At 35.7% G+C, this 20,987-nt stretch carries 16 protein-coding genes and 1 riboswitch; all 16 genes read left to right on the top strand.

The window, feature by feature from the left end:
- Positions 1 to 88: 88 nt before the first annotated feature.
- Complete coding sequence (locus N4A40_14325) at positions 89 to 799, top strand: ABC transporter ATP-binding protein (GenBank protein ID MCT4663030.1); 711 nt, start codon at positions 89 to 91, stop codon at positions 797 to 799.
- Positions 799 to 3,144, top strand: coding sequence for an ABC transporter permease (locus tag N4A40_14320; protein ID MCT4663029.1), 2,346 nt, complete (start codon positions 799 to 801; stop codon positions 3,142 to 3,144). The genes N4A40_14325 and N4A40_14320 overlap by 1 nt, the downstream gene beginning before the upstream one ends.
- 16 nt (positions 3,145 to 3,160) lie before the next feature.
- Positions 3,161 to 4,393, top strand: coding sequence for an efflux RND transporter periplasmic adaptor subunit (locus tag N4A40_14315; GenBank protein ID MCT4663028.1), 1,233 nt, complete (start codon positions 3,161 to 3,163; stop codon positions 4,391 to 4,393).
- A gap of 73 nt (positions 4,394 to 4,466) precedes the next feature.
- A riboswitch (purine riboswitch) is annotated at positions 4,467 to 4,569 on the top strand.
- Between the two features lie 151 nt (positions 4,570 to 4,720).
- Positions 4,721 to 5,305, top strand: a complete 585-nt coding sequence (locus tag N4A40_14310; protein ID MCT4663027.1) for a xanthine phosphoribosyltransferase — start codon at positions 4,721 to 4,723, stop codon at positions 5,303 to 5,305.
- Positions 5,306 to 5,307: 2 nt separating this feature from the next.
- Complete coding sequence (locus N4A40_14305; protein ID MCT4663026.1) at positions 5,308 to 6,447, top strand: BMP family ABC transporter substrate-binding protein; 1,140 nt, start codon at positions 5,308 to 5,310, stop codon at positions 6,445 to 6,447.
- A gap of 14 nt (positions 6,448 to 6,461) precedes the next feature.
- Positions 6,462 to 7,982 carry an ABC transporter ATP-binding protein gene (locus N4A40_14300; GenBank protein ID MCT4663025.1) on the top strand — a complete coding sequence of 507 codons (1,521 nt, stop codon included), beginning with the start codon at positions 6,462 to 6,464 and terminating at the stop codon, positions 7,980 to 7,982.
- Complete coding sequence (locus tag N4A40_14295; protein ID MCT4663024.1) at positions 7,975 to 9,048, top strand: ABC transporter permease; 1,074 nt, start codon at positions 7,975 to 7,977, stop codon at positions 9,046 to 9,048. The genes N4A40_14300 and N4A40_14295 overlap by 8 nt, the downstream gene beginning before the upstream one ends.
- Entirely contained in the window at positions 9,048 to 9,977 is a 930-nt protein-coding gene (locus tag N4A40_14290; protein MCT4663023.1) for an ABC transporter permease, read from the top strand. The genes N4A40_14295 and N4A40_14290 overlap by 1 nt, the downstream gene beginning before the upstream one ends.
- A gap of 85 nt (positions 9,978 to 10,062) precedes the next feature.
- Entirely contained in the window at positions 10,063 to 11,139 is a 1,077-nt protein-coding gene (locus N4A40_14285; protein ID MCT4663022.1) for a response regulator, read from the top strand.
- Positions 11,140 to 11,921: 782 nt separating this feature from the next.
- Complete coding sequence (tig, locus tag N4A40_14280) at positions 11,922 to 13,202, top strand: trigger factor (GenBank protein MCT4663021.1); 1,281 nt, start codon at positions 11,922 to 11,924, stop codon at positions 13,200 to 13,202.
- A 79-nt stretch (positions 13,203 to 13,281) separates the two neighbouring features.
- On the top strand, positions 13,282 to 13,866 hold the full coding sequence (gene clpP, locus N4A40_14275; protein ID MCT4663020.1) for an ATP-dependent Clp endopeptidase proteolytic subunit ClpP: 585 nt from the start codon (positions 13,282 to 13,284) through the stop codon (positions 13,864 to 13,866).
- Between the two features lie 60 nt (positions 13,867 to 13,926).
- Entirely contained in the window at positions 13,927 to 15,198 is a 1,272-nt protein-coding gene (clpX, locus tag N4A40_14270) for an ATP-dependent Clp protease ATP-binding subunit ClpX (GenBank protein MCT4663019.1), read from the top strand.
- Between the two features lie 161 nt (positions 15,199 to 15,359).
- Positions 15,360 to 17,750 carry an endopeptidase La gene (lon, locus tag N4A40_14265; GenBank protein MCT4663018.1) on the top strand — a complete coding sequence of 797 codons (2,391 nt, stop codon included), beginning with the start codon at positions 15,360 to 15,362 and terminating at the stop codon, positions 17,748 to 17,750.
- A gap of 3 nt (positions 17,751 to 17,753) precedes the next feature.
- On the top strand, positions 17,754 to 18,389 hold the full coding sequence (gene yihA, locus N4A40_14260; protein ID MCT4663017.1) for a ribosome biogenesis GTP-binding protein YihA/YsxC: 636 nt from the start codon (positions 17,754 to 17,756) through the stop codon (positions 18,387 to 18,389).
- A 329-nt stretch (positions 18,390 to 18,718) separates the two neighbouring features.
- Complete coding sequence (locus N4A40_14255; protein MCT4663016.1) at positions 18,719 to 19,120, top strand: ATP-binding protein; 402 nt, start codon at positions 18,719 to 18,721, stop codon at positions 19,118 to 19,120.
- A gap of 61 nt (positions 19,121 to 19,181) precedes the next feature.
- The coding region (recQ, locus tag N4A40_14250) for a DNA helicase RecQ (GenBank protein MCT4663015.1) at positions 19,182 to 20,987 on the top strand (1,806 nt) is incomplete at its 3' end.

Here is a 20,987-nt window from a genome sequence, read left to right as displayed (position 1 = left end):
AAATGCATAAAAAATAATCATAAAATACACTAATTAAATACTATTTGGGTAAAAAGGATAAAAGGGAAGTTTTAGAATGGAGGTCAATATGGATCGAAAACCATTAATACAAACAAAGCTCTTATCAAAGCATTATCAGATGGGAGAAGTAGAAGTCAAAGCACTTAACAAAGTAGATTTACAAATTTATAGTGGTGAATTTGTAGTTATAGTAGGCCCTAGTGGTTCGGGCAAAAGTACATTATTGAATATGATAGGAGGAATGGACTTACCTAGTGAGGGAGATGTCTATTTCAAAGAAGAATGTATAACTCACTATAGCGATAAACAATTGACTGAGTACAGGAGGCACAAAATAGGTTTTGTGTTTCAATTTTACAACTTAATGGCAAACCTTACAGCTAGAGAAAATATAGAACTCGCTACGGAAATTACTACAGATGCATTGGAAATAGATAGCATAATAGAAAACCTAGGACTATCAGAGCGAAAAAGTCACTTTCCATCACAGATGAGTGGAGGTGAGCAACAGAGGGTTGCGATTGCGAGAGCCATTGCAAAAAATCCAGAGGTAATACTTTGTGATGAACCTACAGGAGCACTTGATTTTGAAACTGGAATATCGATACTATCAGTACTCAAAAAAATAAATAAAGAATATGGAAAGACCGTTATAGTAATTACTCACAATGCGGGCATATCGAAGATGGCAAATAGAGTCATAAAGATGAGAAGTGGAAAGATAATAAAAGACGAGTACAATCCATCACCGATAGCTCCTGAAAGGATTGAGTGGTAATGAGAAAGATTAATATCAGGCTTTGGAGGCGGTTGAAACAAACAAAAGGACAATTTGCAGCTATCGTAGGATTAGTAGCAATAGGTATACTTGCATATGTAACGATGAACATGGCAATTATAAACCTTGAGAACTCGCTATATCTATACTATAGTGATCAAAACTTTGCAGATTTATTTGCAGAAGTTGTTAGAATACCAGAGAGCAAAGTTGACATACTTGAGAAGGCAGAAGGAATAAAATTAGTCGAAGGAAGAATTACCCAGGACATACTCATGAAGACAGATGATGAATCGAAAGTCAAATTAAGACTGATATCTGAAAAAGAGAATGGACATATAAATAAACTATACTACAACGATGGAGGCCCGATAAAAAATACCAGAAGAGATATATTGGTTATAAAACAATTCGCAAATGCTAGAAATATAGCAGTTGGAGATGAAATGGAGATAAGCTTATCGGGAAAGACATACAAATTCTACGTAAAAGGTATAGTTTCAAGTCCAGAGTTCGTATATCTCATGGAGAGTGAGCAGAGCATGATGCCTATGCCAGACCAATTTGGAATAGTATACCTAAATGAAGAAATAGTTCAAGAACTATTGGGATATGGAGACTATTACAACGAATTGGTAATGAAAGTTCAGGCGGGTAGAGACTTAGATTATACAAAAGAAAAATTTGAGCATAAAATAGAAAAATACGGTTTGAAAAGACTCTTTACTATGAAAGATCAACTAAGTCACAACATGGTAAATGAAGAAATTCAAGGTGTGAAAAAGACTGCAAATGTAGTGCCTATAATATTTTTAGGTGCAGCAGCTATGACTATAGCTCTAATGATCTCTCGGATAGTAAAAAACGATAGAATGTCTATTGGAGTTATGAAAGCGCTTGGATATACAAATATAGAGATACTAATGCACTACACAGCTTATTCACTAATTATAGGTATTGTCGGAGCTATGGTTGGAATACTAATAGGTACACCGCTTTCAGGAGCATATGCGGAGATGTACAAAGAATTTTTTGATATTCCATATTTGAAAATTGTAATTTACTACAATTACGCATTTTTAGGAATACTACTTAGTGGAGCATTTTGTGTAGTATCTGGAGTCATGGGAGCACGAAGAATAGTACAAATAGCACCAGCAGAATCCATGAGACCAGAAGCGCCCAAAAAAGCACATGCAATATATATAGATAAAATAAATGGTATATGGAAGCATTTATCGTTTTCTTGGAAAATGGTGATGAGAAACATGCTGAGAAGCAAAAAAAGATTTCTATTTATAATATTTGGTATAGCGCTATCTTTTGCAAATATACTATTTATACTTAACATGATAAGCTCCGTCTACGTACTATTTGATTTGCAATTTGAAGAATACCAGCAGATAGACTACGTAGTAAACTTTACACAGCCAATACATGAAAGGGCAGTATTGCAGATAGATGAGCTAATAGATGCAAAAAATATAGAAGCTAGGGTAGAGTACCCATACAATTTGAAGAGCAAGTGGAGAGATAAGGTTGTAAACGTCATAGGAGTAAAGGCGAATACACCATTTTATAATCTTCAGACATTAGGAGGAAAAAGAGTTCAAATAGAAAGCGGAGGAATATACTTAAGCGAAGCACTTGCAAAGAAACTAAGAGTGGGAATAGGAGACAAAATAACAATAGAATCATTCCTACCTGAAAGAGAAGACTTAGATATAAGAGTGAAAGCCATTGTAGAGCAGGCGCTAGGAGCAAATGCATACATGGAGATAAAAGATATGCAAAAAACACTAGTAGATCCTCAGATGATAACATCTGTCATGGTAAATAGTAAAGATGATGTGAAAGACAAACTTGAGGATGTAAAAAACATAATGAATGTTCAATCGGACGATGACTACAAAGATATGTTCGACCAATTTTTAGGACTCATGATAACATCTACTACTATTATGGTTATAATGGCAGGATTTATAGGATTTGCTATAATTTATTCATCTACAGTAGTAAATATAAATGAACGAAGATTGGAACTAGCCTCACTTAGAATATTAGGTTTTTCTAAAGATGGATTGTACAAAATAATGAAAAAAGAGAATTATATCATGGCTACGCTAGGACTCATACTAGGAGTTCCAATGGGCAATGCTATGTCAGAGGCTGTTATGACAGCATTTAGCACAGAATTATATACCATGAAAGTCTATTTCGATTTCAGAGTTTATGTGGTATCAGCTGTACTTACTCTCATGTTTATAGCATTGGCACAGGGATTTGCAAAGAGAAAAATACACCATATAAACTTCATAGAAGCACTTAAAAATAGAATGACTTAGGGGAGGTTAGAGTGAGATGAAAAAGAAATATATCATAGGAACTGTAGTGGCACTTGCTGTAATTGGTGCAGGGATATACTCAACATCAAATCAAAGTCTGCCAGTTGAGACGTACGAAGTGAAAGAGATAGAACATCTAGAAAAATTTGTAGAAGAAACAGCAGTAGTAAAAGCAAGAGAACAACAAGAGGTTTACGCCATAAATCCAGGAGAGCTCACAGATATCTACGTTAGAGAAGGACAAAATGTTGATTCAGAAGTGTTACTTGGAAAACTAGATGAGCAGAATATAAAATTGCAACTAGAGCAGTTGCAGGCAAACAAAACAGAGTTAGATGCACTTTATAAAGAAACATTAAAACCTGCAGATTGGCAAGTTGTACAGGAAGCTAAGAGCAGTCTAGAAATAGCTACGAGCAACTATCAAAAAGCTCAGAAAGATTTTGAAACTGCAAAAGCACTTTATGCTAGTGGTGCAATGGATTTGAGTACATTCAACCAGCATCAAAATGCATATGAAGTCCAGAAAAACAATGTAAATATAGCGAAAAGTCAATTGAGTCTAGTGCAAAAAAATGTATCTAAGAATGTAGAGGCTCAGCTAAAGGCTAGAGTTGAGGCACTAAATAAAAATATAGCTATACTTGAGAACAATTTAGATAGATATTCTTTTAAATCATTGATTGCAGGTATAGTTACAGAGATTCCATTCAAAAAAGGACAGTATATACAACCAGGTATGAAGGTATTTGAAATAAGCGACTTAGATACATTGTATTTAGAGACAGAGGTATTAGCATCTGATGTAAAAGATTTAAATATAGGAGGGCGTGTAGTTGTAAAAGAACCCGAACTAGGGCTAGACTTCGAAGGTGAAATCACATTTATAGCTCCAAAGGCGCACAATAAACGTTCGGATTTAGGAATAGAGCAAAAACGAGTAGATGTAGAAATGACATTTAAAGGGAATCCTAAATCGCTGAAACTTAACTATGAGTTAGATGTAAAGCTAATTATAGGGGAAAGAAATAATATTATCAGCGTACCAAATAGTGCGATATTTAAAATAGATGATAGTGATTACGTTTTTGTAATAGAAAATAACGTTTCGAAGCTTAGAAAAGTAGAACTTGGACTAGAAGGTGAAGAAAATACAGAAATCATACAAGGTCTTGAAAGTGGCGAAATCATCGTAGATTCACCTAGTGATCAATTAGAAAAAGACATGAAAGTAAAGGTTGTTTCCTAAAAAAAACTTGCAACCTATAAAAAATCTTGTTATGATTAATGTAACTTAAAGATAAATACGAACATTCGTGTTTATTAACTGAATAATATTCGCTTGTATAAATCCGGCAATAAGGGCTGGGAGTTTCTACCTGACCACCGTAAATGGTCTAGGCTACAGGTGTATGGCATCTTCTTGATAAAGATGAAAGTCTTTATTTGTATGACCTATATTGTATAGTATTAGCTGTGCAATATTGCTCCTTGGGTTGGGGTTATTTTGGGATACTTATTTTGAAGAAATTGTGACTGCTTACGCCTGATTATATTTTAGAAAGAGGGATGTAAAGTGCAATCACAAATACTACAGGAAAGAATCTTAAAAGATGGGGATACAAAGGGTTTTGATATTGTAAAGGTGGATAGTTTTCTAAATCACCAGATTGATGTTACATTGATGGACCACATAGGAGAAGCTTTTTATAAAAATTTCAAAGAACAAGGCATAACAAAGGTCTTGACAATAGAAGCTTCAGGTATAGCTATTGCGATGGCAACTGCGCGTTATTTTGACGTTCCAGTTGTATTTGCAAAGAAAGTAGAGTCTAAAAACTTAGACGACGAAATCTATACTTCTGAAGTTTTTTCTTTTACCAAAAATAGAACTTACCAGGTCCGTGTTTCAAAAAGATACATCAGTCCAGATGACAAAATACTAATAGTTGACGACTTTTTAGCAAATGGAAAAGCGTGTGAAGGATTAGTTGAAATAGTAGAATCAGCAAAGGCAGAAATCAAAGGTATAGGTATCGTCATAGAAAAAGGATTCCAACCAGGCGGAGCTAACCTTAGAGGCAGGGGATTTGAAGTACAATCACTTGCTATTATAGACGCCATAGATGGTGGCAAGATTGAATTTAGGGAGGAAGTTTAAGGATGAAGAAATTAGTCAAGATCATGATGGTAATGATGGCAGTAATGGCATTAGCAGTAGGGTGTGGTGGATCAAATGATTCAAAAGAAGAAGCAAAACAAGAGGGAACAGAACAAGTAGCTAGTTCAAATGAAGCAGAAACTAAAGCAGATGATATGACTATAGGTTTCATATTCATAGGACCTATTGGAGATGGTGGATACACATATGCTCACAACGAAGGCAGATTAGAACTAGAAGAAAAACTTGGAGTAAAGACAATATACAAAGAGTCAGTACCAGAAGGACCAGAAGTAGAGAAGGTACTTAGAGATATGGTTGACCAAGGTGCAAAAGCTATATTTGCAACTAGCTTTGGATACATGGACTATGTAGAAAAAGTAGCAAAAGATTACCCAGAGGTTAAATTCTTACACTGCTCAGGATATAAATCAGGAGACAACTTCGTAAATTATTTTGGTAGAATGTATGAACCAAGATTCTTGTCAGGTTTGGTAGCAGGTATGAAAACAAAGACAAACAAAATCGGTTATGTAGGTGCATTTGAAATTCCAGAAGTTGTAAGAGGAATAAACGCATTTACACTTGGAGTAAAAACAGTAAATCCAGAAGCAGAAGTAGATGTTAGATGGACACACACTTGGTACGATCCAGCTAAAGAAAAAGAAGCAGCAAAGGCATTATTAGATGCAGGTAGCGATGTAATAGCTCAGCACCAAGATACAGCAGGTCCACAGCAAGCAGCCGAAGAAGCAGGTGCATTTGCAATTGGTTATAATACAGATTCAGAAGACAAAGCTCCAAAAGCATATATGACTGCACCAGTTTGGAACTGGGGAGTGTACTATGTAGATCAAGTACAAAAAATGATAGATGGAACATGGACGGCAGAAAACAAATGGGGCGGAATGGATGAAGACATGGTTAAACTTTCACCTCTTACTCAAAATGCACCAGAAGAAGCGAAAGCTGTAGTAGCTGAATACGAAGAAAAGATCAAATCAGGAGAATTCAAAGTATTTGGTGGAGTGATCAAGAAGCAAGATGGAACAACAATCGGAGAAGACGGCAAGGTATTAGATGACCAAACACTTCTTGGAATGGATTGGTTCGTTGACGGCGTTAAAGGTTCTATAAAGTAGTAGGGGAGATTATTATGGATAAATTGGTAAGCATGAACAATATTACCAAGAAATTTGGCGCAGTGTATGCAAATCGCTGCGTCAATCTCCATTTAAATGAAGGAGAAGTCTTGGGTATACTTGGTGAAAATGGGGCAGGAAAGAGTACTCTTATGAACGTACTTGCAGGAATATATCAGCCAGATGAAGGTAGCATAGAGATAAGTGGTAAAACAGTACATATGAAATCGCCTAGAGAAGCTATTTCAAATGGTATAGGTATGATCCATCAACATCTTAAATTGATAGATAGTCACAGTGTATTTGAAAATATAATAGTAGGAGAAAAAAAGAAATTTGTAATAAACAAGATGAAATTGCAATCAGAAATAGAAGAATTGTCTCAAAAATATGGATTGCAAATTGATCTAAATAAAAAAATAGCAGATCTTTCCATAGCAGAAAAGCAGAGAGTGGAAATACTAAAAGTCCTCTACAAAGGAGCCAAGGTTTTGATATTAGATGAACCTACAGCAGTACTGACTCCACAAGAAACTAGGGGACTTTTTGATATCGTTAGAACCATGAAAGAAAGAGGATGTGGTATCATAATCATCACTCACAAGCTTGGAGAAATACTTGAAATAAGCGATAGAATCACAGTGCTTCGCAAGGGAACATCTGTCAAAAGCTTCGAAAATAAAGGACTAGATCCAAAGATACTCACAAACGAAATGGTTGGAGAAGCAGTTGATCTAGTAATAGAAAGACCAGAGTCAAATAGTTCGGAGATAGGACTCAAGATAAGAGATTTAAACGTGACAAATGATGAAAGTGTAAAAGTACTTAGAGATATAAACCTAGATGTATACAAAGGAGAAATACTGGGTATAGCGGGAGTTGCAGGTAGTGGACAAAAAGAATTATGTGAAGCTATAGCAGGACTTCAAAAAATAAAAAGTGGATCCATAGAATTTAAAGAAAAAGATATAGTTGGATCGACTCCAAGAGAAATTATAGACAGCGGTATAAGCATGAGCTTTGTGCCAGAAGATAGACTTGGAATGGGACTAGTTGCATCTATGGATTTAGTAGACAATGTACTTCTCAAATCATACGGAAATGGCAAGGGAATATTGGTTCGAAAGAAACCAGCAATAGACAAGGCCAATGATTTAGTTGAAAAACTCAGCATATCAACACCATCTATAGAGACTCCTGTTAGAAAATTGTCTGGTGGAAATATCCAAAAAGTACTACTTGGAAGAGAGATAGAAAACTCACCAGAAATACTCATAACAGCATATGCGGCAAGAGGTCTAGACATAGGATCTGCGCACCTAGTTTATGATCTGCTAAACGATCAAAAACAAAAAAATGTAGCGGTAATGTTTGTGGGGGAAGACTTAGATGTACTTCTAAAACTTTGCGATAGAATAGCAGTATTTTACGATGGATGTATTCAAGGCGTAGAAAAAGCTCAAAACCTAGATAAAGAAAAATTAGGTTGGATGATGGCTGGCAAAGATTTAGAGGAGGTGGAATCAAATGTTTAGATTAGCGAAGAGAGACGATTTGACCAAAACGCAAATTATGATGATTAGACTCTCATCTGTATTTTTGGGATTTATAGTTATGAGTTTGTTTTTTGTAGGGCTTGGTAAAAATCCAATAGATGTATACAAAGCAATGCTAGAAGGATGTTTTGGATCACCATATAGAATAAAAGAAACCATAAGACTAATGATACCACTTGCAATCATATCACTAGGACTTATAATAGCGTTCAAAATGAAATTTTGGAATATAGGAGCAGAAGGGCAAATACTAATGGGAGCTATGGGCGCAAGCTATGTAGCACTAAACTTTCACACACTTCCAAAAGTACTCGTGTTATTACTAATGATAATAGCTTCCATAGTATGTGGAGGAATCTGGTCAATGATTCCAGCATTTTTCAAAAGCAAATACGCGACAAACGAGACACTTTTTACACTCATGCTCAACTATATAGCACTTAAGTGGGTCATATTTTTACAATACGGACCATGGAAAGACCCTAAAGCATTTGGATTTCCCAAAGTGCCAAACTTTGAAGATAGTGCACTATTACCACAAATAGGAGGACTTCACATCGGCTGGATATTCCTACTAATACTGATGGCAGCAATATATATAATGATGCATAAATCAAAATTCGGATATGAAATATCAGTTATAGGAGAGAGCGAAAACACAGCGAGATATGCTGGAATACATGTGAGCAAAATTACATTAAAAGCAATATTTTTAAGTGGTGGTATCGCAGGACTTGTCGGCATGATTCAGGTATCTGGAGTTAGCAGTACTCTAAATTATGAGATATCAGCAGGCATGGGATATACAGCTATAATAGTAACTTGGCTTGCAAACATGAAAATAGCATTTATACCGATTGTAGCATTCCTATTTGCAGTGCTAAGTCAGGGTGCATCTTATATACAGACAGCATTTCAAATACCTCAAAGTGCAGCAGAGATACTTCAGGGGATAATACTATTATTTGCTCTAGGCGGCGAATTCTTTATCCACTATAAAATATATCCTGTGCACAAAGATAAAGCATCAAAGGAGGTAGCATAATGGGTAGTTTACTATTTTTATACACAGCGATACAAGCAGGGATACCGCTTTTATTTGCAACACTTGGAGAAATCATAACAGAAAAAGCAGGGCATCTAAATCTAGGTGTTGAGGGTACTATGTTAGTTGGAGCCGTTATGGGATTTATGGTTGGAAATACCACAAATCAGCCAATACTTGCAATGCTAGCGGCTATACTAGGTGGTGCATTTATGTCACTTATATATGCATTTTTGACAGTAAGTCTCAGAACAAATCAAGTAGTTACAGGACTCTCGATAACAATACTCGGAACTGGAATATCAGGATTTGTGGGACAAGCACTAGTTGGTGAAGTTCTAAGCCCAGAGTTTAAATCATTTTTTGAAAATATATCTATACCAATACTTTCGAAAATACCGTATATAGGTCCATTGTTATTCAATCACAATATAATGGTGTATATGGGATTCATAATAGCTGTAGTACTTGGATTTTATCTGAAAAATACGCAGGCAGGGCTCAACCTTAGAACCGTTGGAGAAGACCCAGCAGTTGCAGATGCAAATGGAGTAAATGTAAACTTTTACAAATACATTCACTGCATGATAGGTGGGGGTCTATGTGGTCTAGGCGGAGCTTATCTATCGCTTATATATATACCAGCTTGGCAGGATAACATAACAGCTGGAAGAGGATGGATAGCGGTAGCACTTGTAATATTTAGCGGATGGAGTACATCAAAAGCAGTATTTGGAGCGTTATTGTTTGGAGGACTAGATATAATAGGATTTAGAATACAGGGAATGAATCTTCCAATATCACAATATCTCATAGATATGCTTCCATATTTAGTAACGATATTTGTTTTAATATACAATGCTATGAGAAAGAAAAACGATGGAGCACCAAAAGGACTCAGCGTGCCTTATTTTAGAGAAGAGCGATGAATCATTAGCATAATGCTATGATATGTGGGTAGAATAAGAGTAATGATAATGTCATTATATAGAAATCATTTAGAGAGGTGATTGTATGGCAGATGAAATTACTCGTGACATAAACGAAAAACATAGAGTGACAGTAATGTTTGTAGACGATGAAATGATGGTGCTAAAAGCTCTCCGAAGAGCACTTAGAAAAGAGCCATTTAACAAAATATATGTAAATGATCCTAGAAAGGTAATGGATATATTTGAAAGAGAAGAAATAGCAGTTATAGTTACAGATATGAAAATGCCCCATATAGACGGTTTGAAACTACTTAAAATGGTAAAAGAAGGATACCCTGATACTATAAAAATAGTTCTATCAGGATATACACAACTACCGCAAGTATTAGCAGCATTAAACCACGGCGATTTGTACAAATTTATAACCAAACCATGGGATATGGCGGATGATTTTTTGCCGATAATTCATGAAGCTATAGAAAAGTATGAAAAACTTATGGAGAGAAAAAAACTCAGTTTCAACGTAATGCAAAAAAATCAAATGTACAAAAAACTACTGGATTTATCCAAAAACAAAGAAACAAATTTTCAGCTTGAAATAAACAAGATAAAAGAACTAAGTGAGATAATGATGCAGAGACTGAGAGACATATCGCTTAGAGATCCGATTTCTATATCTAGATATATAGAGTATTATGAAAACGCATACAATGTATGGCTGTATTCAATACCTAGAAATGATTTAGAGTTTAGCATAGAAAGATTAGAATCAGACTTTAAGAAGATATTCTCGAAAAAAAATGTAGATATAGAGATTGGTGGATTAGAAAAAGAAGAGAAAAGACAAGTACTTTATGGTAATTATAGATTGTTACTAAATGCATTTATTGCTATAGATGACATGATAGTAGAGACGTGTAAAGAATCCATTCAAAAACATTCTGTTGTAGTAAAAATGCTAAATCAAGAATCCACGAAAGCATTGATATTTATGAACAAATTAGAATTTGAAAGTAAAGACGAGAAAAAATACATGGATGAATTTAGTAAATTTATGAATGAAGTGATATCTAATCTAGGTGGTAGCTTTGAAATACTCAAAGTAGAATCACAATACTACTACAGGCTCAGCACCTATTTTTCAATAAAAACGGACTAAAAACAGGCTGCTTTAAAATGAATGAACAAATTCATTTTGAAACAGCCTGTTTATTATCTAGAGAGTGCTATCATGTGAGAATCATAGAATTGTTCATTGATTAATATCGTAGGGGAGTTAGTGTTTTGGCAGTTAGTATTGCAGCAGTTAGTATTTAAGCAGTTAGTATTTAAGCAGTTAGTATTTAAGTAGTTGGTGTTTAAGCAGTTAATATTGTAAGTAGTTGTATCTAGGTGTTTATAAAGAGAAACTAAGCGCAAAAAAATTAACAGGATGGCTTATCCTGTTAATTTCGGGGTGTACAATTGAGTTTGGGTGGAATAAAATCCCTGAGATTGTTAAAAACAATGCTCAATCATATTTTAAGAGGTTGATTATTATATACCACCTGTGAAAAAGTTTAAACAAAAAAATAAAAAAAATTTTGTTAATTATAAAGAAATCGAAATAATTATGTCCAAATACTACAATATAATAAGGTAAAAAGGGCAAAAATGATTAGAAATAAAGCACGATATATTGAAAACTTGACATAGGTATTAATCATCTATATAATACACTTGATACGGAACTTGAAAATAAAAATAGAGAAAAACTTTTTTGATGAAAAGTATACTGATTACTTTGAAAGTCAAAATTCAAAAGATGTGTTAAAAAATGGATGATATTGCATTCAAAAATTATCCATATACAGGGAAACATGTCTTGTGTTATAATATATTAGTTAAGGAAAAAAACGAAAAAGAAATTGCACGTACATGCGTGTTTTAGGAGGAAATTTCATGGCAACTTTAGTAAAAAAAGAAGGAAATCAAGTAACATTTACATTTGAAATCGCATCAGAAACATTTGAAGGTGGAGTACAAAAAGCTTACCTAAAAAACAGAAAACACTTTGATATCTCTGGTTTTAGAAAAGGTAAAGTACCTAGAAAATTGATCGAACAAAGATACGGAGTAGAAGTGTTCTATGATGATGCAATCAACGAAGTATTACCAGAAGCTTATGAAGCAGCTGTAAAAGAATTAGCATTAGACCCAGTTGATCGTCCATCAGTAGACTTCAAAGAAGAAATCGTAAAAGGTCAACCAGTTGTAATGGAAGCAGAAGTAACTGTAAAGCCAGAAGTAAAATTAGGCGAATACAAAGGTCTAGAAGTAGAAAAAACTGAGCCAGAGATCACAGACGAAGCTGTAGATCATGACTTAAGCCACAAAAGAGAAGAATACGCTAGAGTAACTACAGTAGAAGATAGAGCAGCTAAAGAAGGCGACACATTAACTATCGACTACAAAGGATTCGTAGGAGAAGAGCAATTCGAAGGTGGAACAGCAGAAGGACAAACTCTTGAGTTAGGTTCAAACGCATTTATCCCAGGATTCGAAGAGCAATTAGTGGGTAAAAATGTAGGGGACGATGTAGAAGTAAAAGTTACATTCCCAGAAGAATATCATGCAGAGAACTTAGCTGGACAAGAAGCTAAATTCGAAGTAACTATTCACGAAATCAAAGAAAAAGAATTACCAGAATTAGATGATGAGTTTGCTAAAGACGTAAGTGAGTTTGATACATTAGAAGAATTAAAAGCAGATATCAAAGCTAACTTATTGAAACAAGCACAAGAATCAGCTGAGAACGAATTCAAAAACACTTTGATTGACAAAATCGTAGAAAACACAGAAATCGACTTGCCAGAAGCAATGGTAGATGGTCAAATCAATGCTGAATTACAAAACTTCCAATACAGCTTAATGTACCAAGGTCTTACTCTTGATAAATACTTCGAGCTTACAAACACTACAGCAGAAGATTTAAAAGCTCAAATGAGACCAAACGCTGAGAAAATGGTTAGAGGCGAATTGGTATTAGAAGCTATCGGTAAAGCAGAAAGCATCGAAGTATCTGACGATGAGTTAGAAGAAGAATACACTAAGATGGCAGAGCGTTACAACAGAAGCGTTGAAGACTTAAAGAAAGACTTAAAAGACGGCGATGTAGAATACATCAGAGCTGGAGCAGTTAAGAGAAAAACAATAGACTTCATAGCAGCAAACGTAAAATAATTTAGACAAAAACACATAATCGCCTACCTCAGAAGAGGGGTAGGCGTTTCATACTATAAACCTAGCGGAGGTGGAATATATGCCATTAATACCTTATGTAGTAGAAAATACAGGAAGAGGCGAGAGATCATACGATATCTATTCTAGACTTTTAAAAGAGAGAATCATCTTTTTAAACGGAGAGGTAAACGATGAATTAGCAAGCGTTGTTACAGCACAGCTTTTATTCTTGGAAGCAGAAGATCCAGACAAGGAAATTCAAATGTATATCAACAGCCCTGGCGGATCAATTACCGCTGGTATGGCGATTTACGATACTATGCAATATATCAAACCAAAGGTTTCGACTATATGTATAGGTTTGGCTGCTAGTATGGGTGCATTTTTATTAGCTGCAGGAGCTAACAAAAAGAGATTTGCATTACCAAACTCAGAAATCATGATCCATCAACCAGCAGGTGGTATTCAAGGTAAGGCTACAGATATGCACATATATACTGAGCGAATCTTGAAGACTAAGAAAAAATTAAACGAGATATTAGCAGAGAGAACTGGTCAAACTGTTGAGAAAGTTACGCAAGATACAGAACGTGATAACTTTATGTCAGCAGACGAAGCCAAAGATTATGGCTTAGTTGACGAAGTGATTTCGTATAGAGATTAGAGATCTTTTGTAAGACTTTGAAACAAGACGGTATGGAGATCTTAGATAGGAGATGTAACTATGTCAAAATATGAAGAGAAACAATTGCGTTGCTCATTTTGTGGAAAAACACAAGATCAAGTTAGAAGATTGATCGCAGGCCCAAATGTCTACATTTGCGATGAGTGTGTGACATTGTGTCAGGAAATCATCGAGGAAGAATTCGAAATCGAACGCGACAGTTTTGAAATAGAGGAATTATTGAAGCCAGCTCAGATCAAAGAGATCCTAGATCAATATGTCATAGGTCAAGATCGAGCGAAAAGATCCCTTGCCGTAGCGGTTTACAACCACTACAAGCGAATCAAAACAAACAACGTATCGGAAGATGTAGAACTTCAAAAGAGTAATATCTGCTTAGTAGGACCTACAGGTTCAGGTAAAACACTTTTAGCACAAACACTAGCGAAGATATTGAATGTGCCATTTGCTATAGCAGATGCTACATCACTTACAGAAGCAGGTTATGTTGGTGAAGACGTAGAAAACGTATTATTGAAACTCATTCAAGCTGCAGACTACGACATGGAGAAAGCAGAGAAGGGAATCATATATATAGACGAGATTGACAAGATTGCTAGAAAATCTGAAAACCCATCTATCACTAGAGACGTAAGTGGTGAAGGTGTTCAGCAAGCACTTCTTAAAATTATAGAGGGAACTGTAGCTAGCGTGCCACCACAAGGTGGTAGAAAGCATCCACACCAAGAATTTTTACAGGTAAACACTAAAAACATTTTGTTCATAGTGGGTGGAGCATTTGCAGGTCTTGACAAAATCGTTCAAAAAAGAGTAGGAAAAACATCTATGGGATTTGGAGCTGATCTAGTTAGCCAGTCACAATTTGATGAAAAAGCACTACTTGCACAGCTTCAACCAGAGGACTTATTGAAGTATGGAATCATACCAGAACTTGCTGGTAGACTTCCAGTACTAGTAACACTTAGTCCACTAGACGAAGAAATACTTCTTCAAATACTTACAGAGCCAAAGAACGCTCTAGTTAAGCAATACAAAGAACTATTTAAAATGGATCATGTAGAGCTTGAGTTTGAAGAAGAAGCATTAAAAGCAGTTGCTAAGAAGGCCATAGAGAGAAAAACCGGTGCTCGTGGTCTAAGGGGGATACTAGAAGACGTAATGACAGAAGTTATGTACGAAATCCCATCTAGAGAAGATGTAGAAAAATGCATCATCACAGAGCAATCTGTTACTGAAAAACGCGAACCGACACTTCTATTAAAAGAGGGTCACAAAAGACTAGCTTTAGAAAAAGAAGAATCAGCATCGTAAAAAAAGTGCCCACCGATGAGTGGGCTTTTTTCGTTATAATGGAAAATAACCCTTTAAATTGATTGACTAAATTACAAAATTTAGGGTAATATATAGAAGACAAAAAATAAAACAAAAAGCTTATACCATAAAATAGACCCAATGAAAAGGAGGCGGAAATAATGGAAAGCTATAAAATAGAACGTACAAGAAGAGAGATTCCGTTGATTCCACTTAGAGGACTTTCAATTTTTCCATACATGGTTATACATTTTGATGTAGGTAGAGAAAAATCGACAGCTGCTATAGAGCAGGCTATGATGACGGATTCACTTATCTTTTTGACATCACAAAAAGAAACTAGAATGGAAAATCCGACTAAGAATGATTTTTATGAAGTTGGAACGATTTGTAAGGTGAAGCAAATGCTCAGACTTCCAGGAGACACACTTAGAGTATTAGTAGAAGGACTTAAGCGTGCCGAGATACAAGAAGTGCTTAGCGAGGACGACTATTTCAATGTAATAGTAGATGAAATAGAGCTAGATGCACCAGATGAGCCAGGCTCAGAGATGGAAGCCATGATGAGAATGGTGATGGAAACATTTGAAGACTATGTTACTGCATCTAACAAAATAACTACAGATGTACTTCTCACAGTGGAAGAAATCGAAGACCCCGAGAGACTTGCAGACGTAATAGCTTCTTACATCTACTTGAAGCCAGAGAGCAAGCAAACGATACTAGAAGCATTCGACCCATTTGAAAGACTTGAAAAGTTGAACTTTATACTTAGAGAAGAACTTGAAGTAATTCAAATAGAGGAAGAAATAAACAACAAGGTAAAAACTCAAATCAACAAAGTTCAGAAAGAATACTATCTAAAAGAACAGATGAAAGCTATTCAAAAAGAACTTGGCGAAGAAATGAGCATAGACAACGAAGTAGAAGAATACTTGGCTAAGATTAAGAAATCTAAAATGCCAAAAGACGTCAAAGAGAAAGCCAAAAAAGAGGTAGGACGACTTAGACATCTATCTCCATCATCGGCAGAAACTGGCGTTATCAGAAACTATGTGGAGTGGTTAGTAGAACTTCCATGGGGCAAGATGAGTAAAGACAGTACTGATTTGAAGAGATCTAGACAGATACTAGATGAAGATCACTACGGACTTAAAGATGTAAAAGAGAGAATACTAGAGTACTTGGCAATCAGATCTATAGCGAAAGATATGAAAGCGCCTATACTTTGTCTAGTAGGACCTCCAGGAGTTGGTAAAACTTCTATAGCTAGATCTATAGCTAGATCATTGAAGAGAGAATTTGTCAGAATGTCACTTGGTGGTATGAGAGATGAAGCTGAAATCAGAGGACATAGACGTACTTATGTAGGAGCTATTCCAGGTAGAATCGTATCAAACATGAAGAAAGTTGGAGTGAAAAACCCAGTATTCTTGTTAGATGAGATAGACAAACTAAATAGCGACTTTAAAGGAGATCCAGCATCTGCACTACTAGAAGTATTAGATCCAGAGCAGAACAACACATTTACAGATCATTTCCTTGAAGTACCATTTGATCTTTCGAAAGTTATGTTTATAACTACAGCTAACACTACATCGACTATACCAGGTCCATTACTTGACCGTATGGAACTTATTCAAGTATCTAGCTACACTGAGGATGAAAAATTCCAGATAGCTAAGAGATACTTAGTGCCAAAACAGATCAAAGAACATGGATTAGAGCCATATGATGTCAAGATATCAGACAATACACTCAAAGAAGCTATATCAGGCTACACTAGAGAAGCTGGAGTTAGAAGACTTGATAGAACTATAGGAACACTTTGCCGTAAAGCAGCGAAAAAAATCGTTGAAGACAAGGTGAAGAGTGTGAGAATAAATGCAGGAAACTTAGAAAAATACCTAGGTGTCAGAAAATACTCTCCAGAGATGGTTAACAAAGAGAGTGAAGTCGGTATAGTTACAGGACTTGCGTGGACAGCAGTAGGTGGAGTTACTCTAAGTATAGAGGTAAACCTAATGCCAGGTAAAGGCAAAGTACAGCTCACAGGAAAACTTGGAGATGTAATGAAAGAATCTGCTATGATTGGTATATCTTATATCAGATCTAGATCAATCGACTTTGGAATAAATGAGAAATTCAACGAAGATACAGATATCCACATCCACATACCAGAAGGAGCTACTCCAAAGGATGGCCCATCTGCAGGTGTAACAATGGTTACAGCAGTTACATCAGCACTTACAAAAATACCAGTGAGAGCAGATGTAGCAATGACAGGTGAGGTTACACTTAGAGGTAAAGTACTTCCAATAGGTGGACTTAAGGAAAAGAGTATCGCAGCACATAGAGCAGGCATGAAAAAAGTACTAGTGCCAATGGAGAACAAAAAAGATATGGAAGAAGTGCCAGAGAAAGTTAAAAAGGCATTGGAATTCGTATTTGTAGAAAATGTTCAAGAAGTACTAGAACACGCACTTGAGAAAATGCCGACTAAGAAGAAGGTAAGTACTCGCAAGAAGACTACCAAGAAGAAGGAGCAGTAAAAAATGATAATAAAAAAATCAGAAATTCTGATTACAGCTGCACGTCCAGATCAATATCCTGAAGCAGGACCAGTTGAAATAGCGCTGGCAGGACGTTCAAACGTAGGTAAATCATCACTTATAAACACTCTGATAAATAGAAAAAATCTAGCTAGAACGAGTGGACAGCCAGGAAAGACACAGACTTTAAACTTTTACAACATCAACGACTTGTTTAGATTTGTAGACCTTCCTGGATATGGATATGCTAGAGTATCTAAAGCAGATAGAGTGCGCTGGGGTAAGATGATAAACACATATCTAGAATCTAGAGACACCATGAAAGAAATGTTCTTGCTAGTGGATATCAGACACAAGCCAAACGAGCACGATGCCATGATGTACCACTGGATGGTGGACAACGGATTTGCAGGATATGTAATAGCGACTAAAGCGGATAAAATTTCAGGTAATGACAGATTCAAAGCTGTAAAGAGAATTTGTGAAGCACTTGGAATAGAAGACAAAAAACTAGTTATTCCATTTTCAGCTACTAAGAAAATGAATATTGACAAAATATGGAGAACCATAGAAGGCATATTGATAGAAGAAGATGTAGATCTTGAAGGATATATACGAGAAGAAAACACTTCAAAATAGAATTTATGTATTTTTGTAAATAGACAGTACTGTGTAAACAGTACTGTCTATTTTTATGAAAATTTAATAAACTAATCAATTGAAAATTCGCTAATAGCGTTTTTTGTGAAAAATAAGACAATCAAGTTTATGAAAATCGGTTTTATTTTAATATTTATTTTGATATAATTATAAAGGCATTGGTAAAGGGTTTCACCTGTACAAAGATTACAAAAAATACATAAAAAACACATATAAAACATACATAAAAAATTTTTAAAACCCAAAGAGCTGGGTAAATAATAGGTGAGGCTAGTTAGTTAACAATGTAAATGAAAAGGACGGACGTGATGGAATTGAGTTGGAGTTTAAAAAAAGTATTGAGTAGTGACTTCTTGAAAATCAGAAATGAGCTAGAGCATATCTTCACAAGTATGAAGCAACAAATCAAGGATGACAATCTTTTTTTCGATACAAAATTAATATTAGATGAGCTAATATGCAATGGAATCAAACATGGCAATAGCGAAGATATAGAGAAAAAAGTCGAAGTGTCCATAGAGATAAATGATGACAATATAATGATAAAAGTCAAAGATGAGGGCGATGGATTTGACTACAATTGTGAAGACTACGACCCTTACAGCCTCGAATCTAATGGACGAGGACTTTGCTTAGTAGATGGTCTAAGTGACGAATTGCATATTGACAAAAACACCATTACTTCAATAAAATATGTAGAGAACGATTAAAAGAGACTCTTAGCCTAAGAGTCTTTTTTAGAGCGATGAAAAAAAGGTGGGGCAAGTAAACATGGATAGAGTAAAAAAACTACTAAAAAAACACTACGGATACTCAGAATTTCGAAAAGGACAAGAAGAGACCATAGAGAGCCTCATAAACGAGCGAGACACATTAGCGATAATGCCAACAGGAGCTGGTAAATCACTGTGCTATCAACTACCAGCTATGATATACGATGGGATAACCATAGTCATATCGCCTCTTATATCACTCATGAAAGACCAGGTAGATGCGCTAAATGAAGCCGGCATAAACGCAACATATATAAACAGCACACTCAGCTATGATGAAATAGACGAGAGACTATACATGCTACAGAGCGGAGAGTACAAACTCCTATACATAGCTCCAGAGAGGCTAGTCGCTCCAGATTTCAGACAGATGATGAGTCACATAAATATATCAATGATAGCCATAGACGAAGCACACTGTGTATCGCAGTGGGGACACGATTTCAGACCTAGCTATGCATCCATAGCACCTCTTATAGCAGAGATGGACAAAAGACCGATAGTAGCAGCATTTACAGCTACAGCCACAGAGAGCGTAAAACTAGACATACTAAAACTACTGAATCTAAATGATCCTAAAGTAGTGATCACAGGATTTGACAGAGAAAACCTCTACCTATCAGTTGTAAAGGGCAGAAACAAAAAAGACGTAATACTAGATTACGTATCTTCGCATAGAGAAGACGTAGGGATCATATACTGTGCTACGAGAAAAGAAGTAGATGCAACATACGACCTTCTCATGAAAAAAGGCTATGATGTGGGAAGATACCACGCAGGGCTAACAGATGAAGAGAGAAAAGAAACTCAAGAAGCATTCATATACGATGATATAAAAATCATAGTCGCGACAAATGCATTTGGTATGGGTATAGACAAATCAAACGTGCGCTACGTAATTCACCACAACCTACCTCAAAACATGGAAGCCTACTATCAAGAGGCAGGACGTGCTGGTAGAGATGGCGAGCCAAGCGAATGCATACTCATATTCTCACCACAGGACATAATGATACAAAAATTCATCATAGAACAGAGTATAGCATCACAGGATAGACAAAACATACTATATGAAAAACTTCAAACTATGGCAGACTACTGCCACACATCTAAATGTCTTAGAGAATATATACTAAACTACTTTGGCGAAGAATACGAAGATGAAACATGTGACTATTGTAGCAATTGCAAAGACGATAGTGAACTCACAGACATGACATTAGAGGCACAGAAGATATTTTCATGCATATATAGAATGGATCAAAGATTTGGAACGACAATGGTAGCAGATGTACTAAAAGGGTCAAAAAACCAAAAAGTTTTATCACAAAACTTCCAAGAACTCTCCACCTATGGTATCATGGAAGAATACGCGGCAAAAGAAATCAAAGCCATGATGAATGGACTCATAGCAGATGAATACCTAGAACTAGAAGGTAATCAATACCCTGTTGTGAGACTAAAACCAAGAGCAATAGCAGTTTTAAAAGGCAAAGAAACAGTTATGAGAAAAATGCACAAACTAGCTCCAAAATCAGAAAAAGACAGCGAGCTATTTACTATACTAAAAGACCTTCGTAAAGAAATATCACAAAGAGAAAAAGTCCCTCCATATATCATATTTGCAGATAGCACACTATCAGACATGAGCACATACATGCCCCTAAACGATAGAGAACTAATAGATATAAAAGGAGTCGGCGAATCAAAGGTCAAAAAATACGGAGCAGAATTCATAAAAGCAATAGAGAGCTACATGAAAGCTAAAGACATAGATCCAGAATCGAGACCAAATATACACAAT

It is taken from the genome of Tissierellales bacterium, assembly GCA_025210965.1.
GTDB lineage: Bacteria > Bacillota > Clostridia > Tissierellales > JAOAQY01 > JAOAQY01.
The sequence above is the reverse complement of the archived record's forward strand: the minus strand, read 5'-3'. Positions and strand labels throughout refer to the sequence as shown.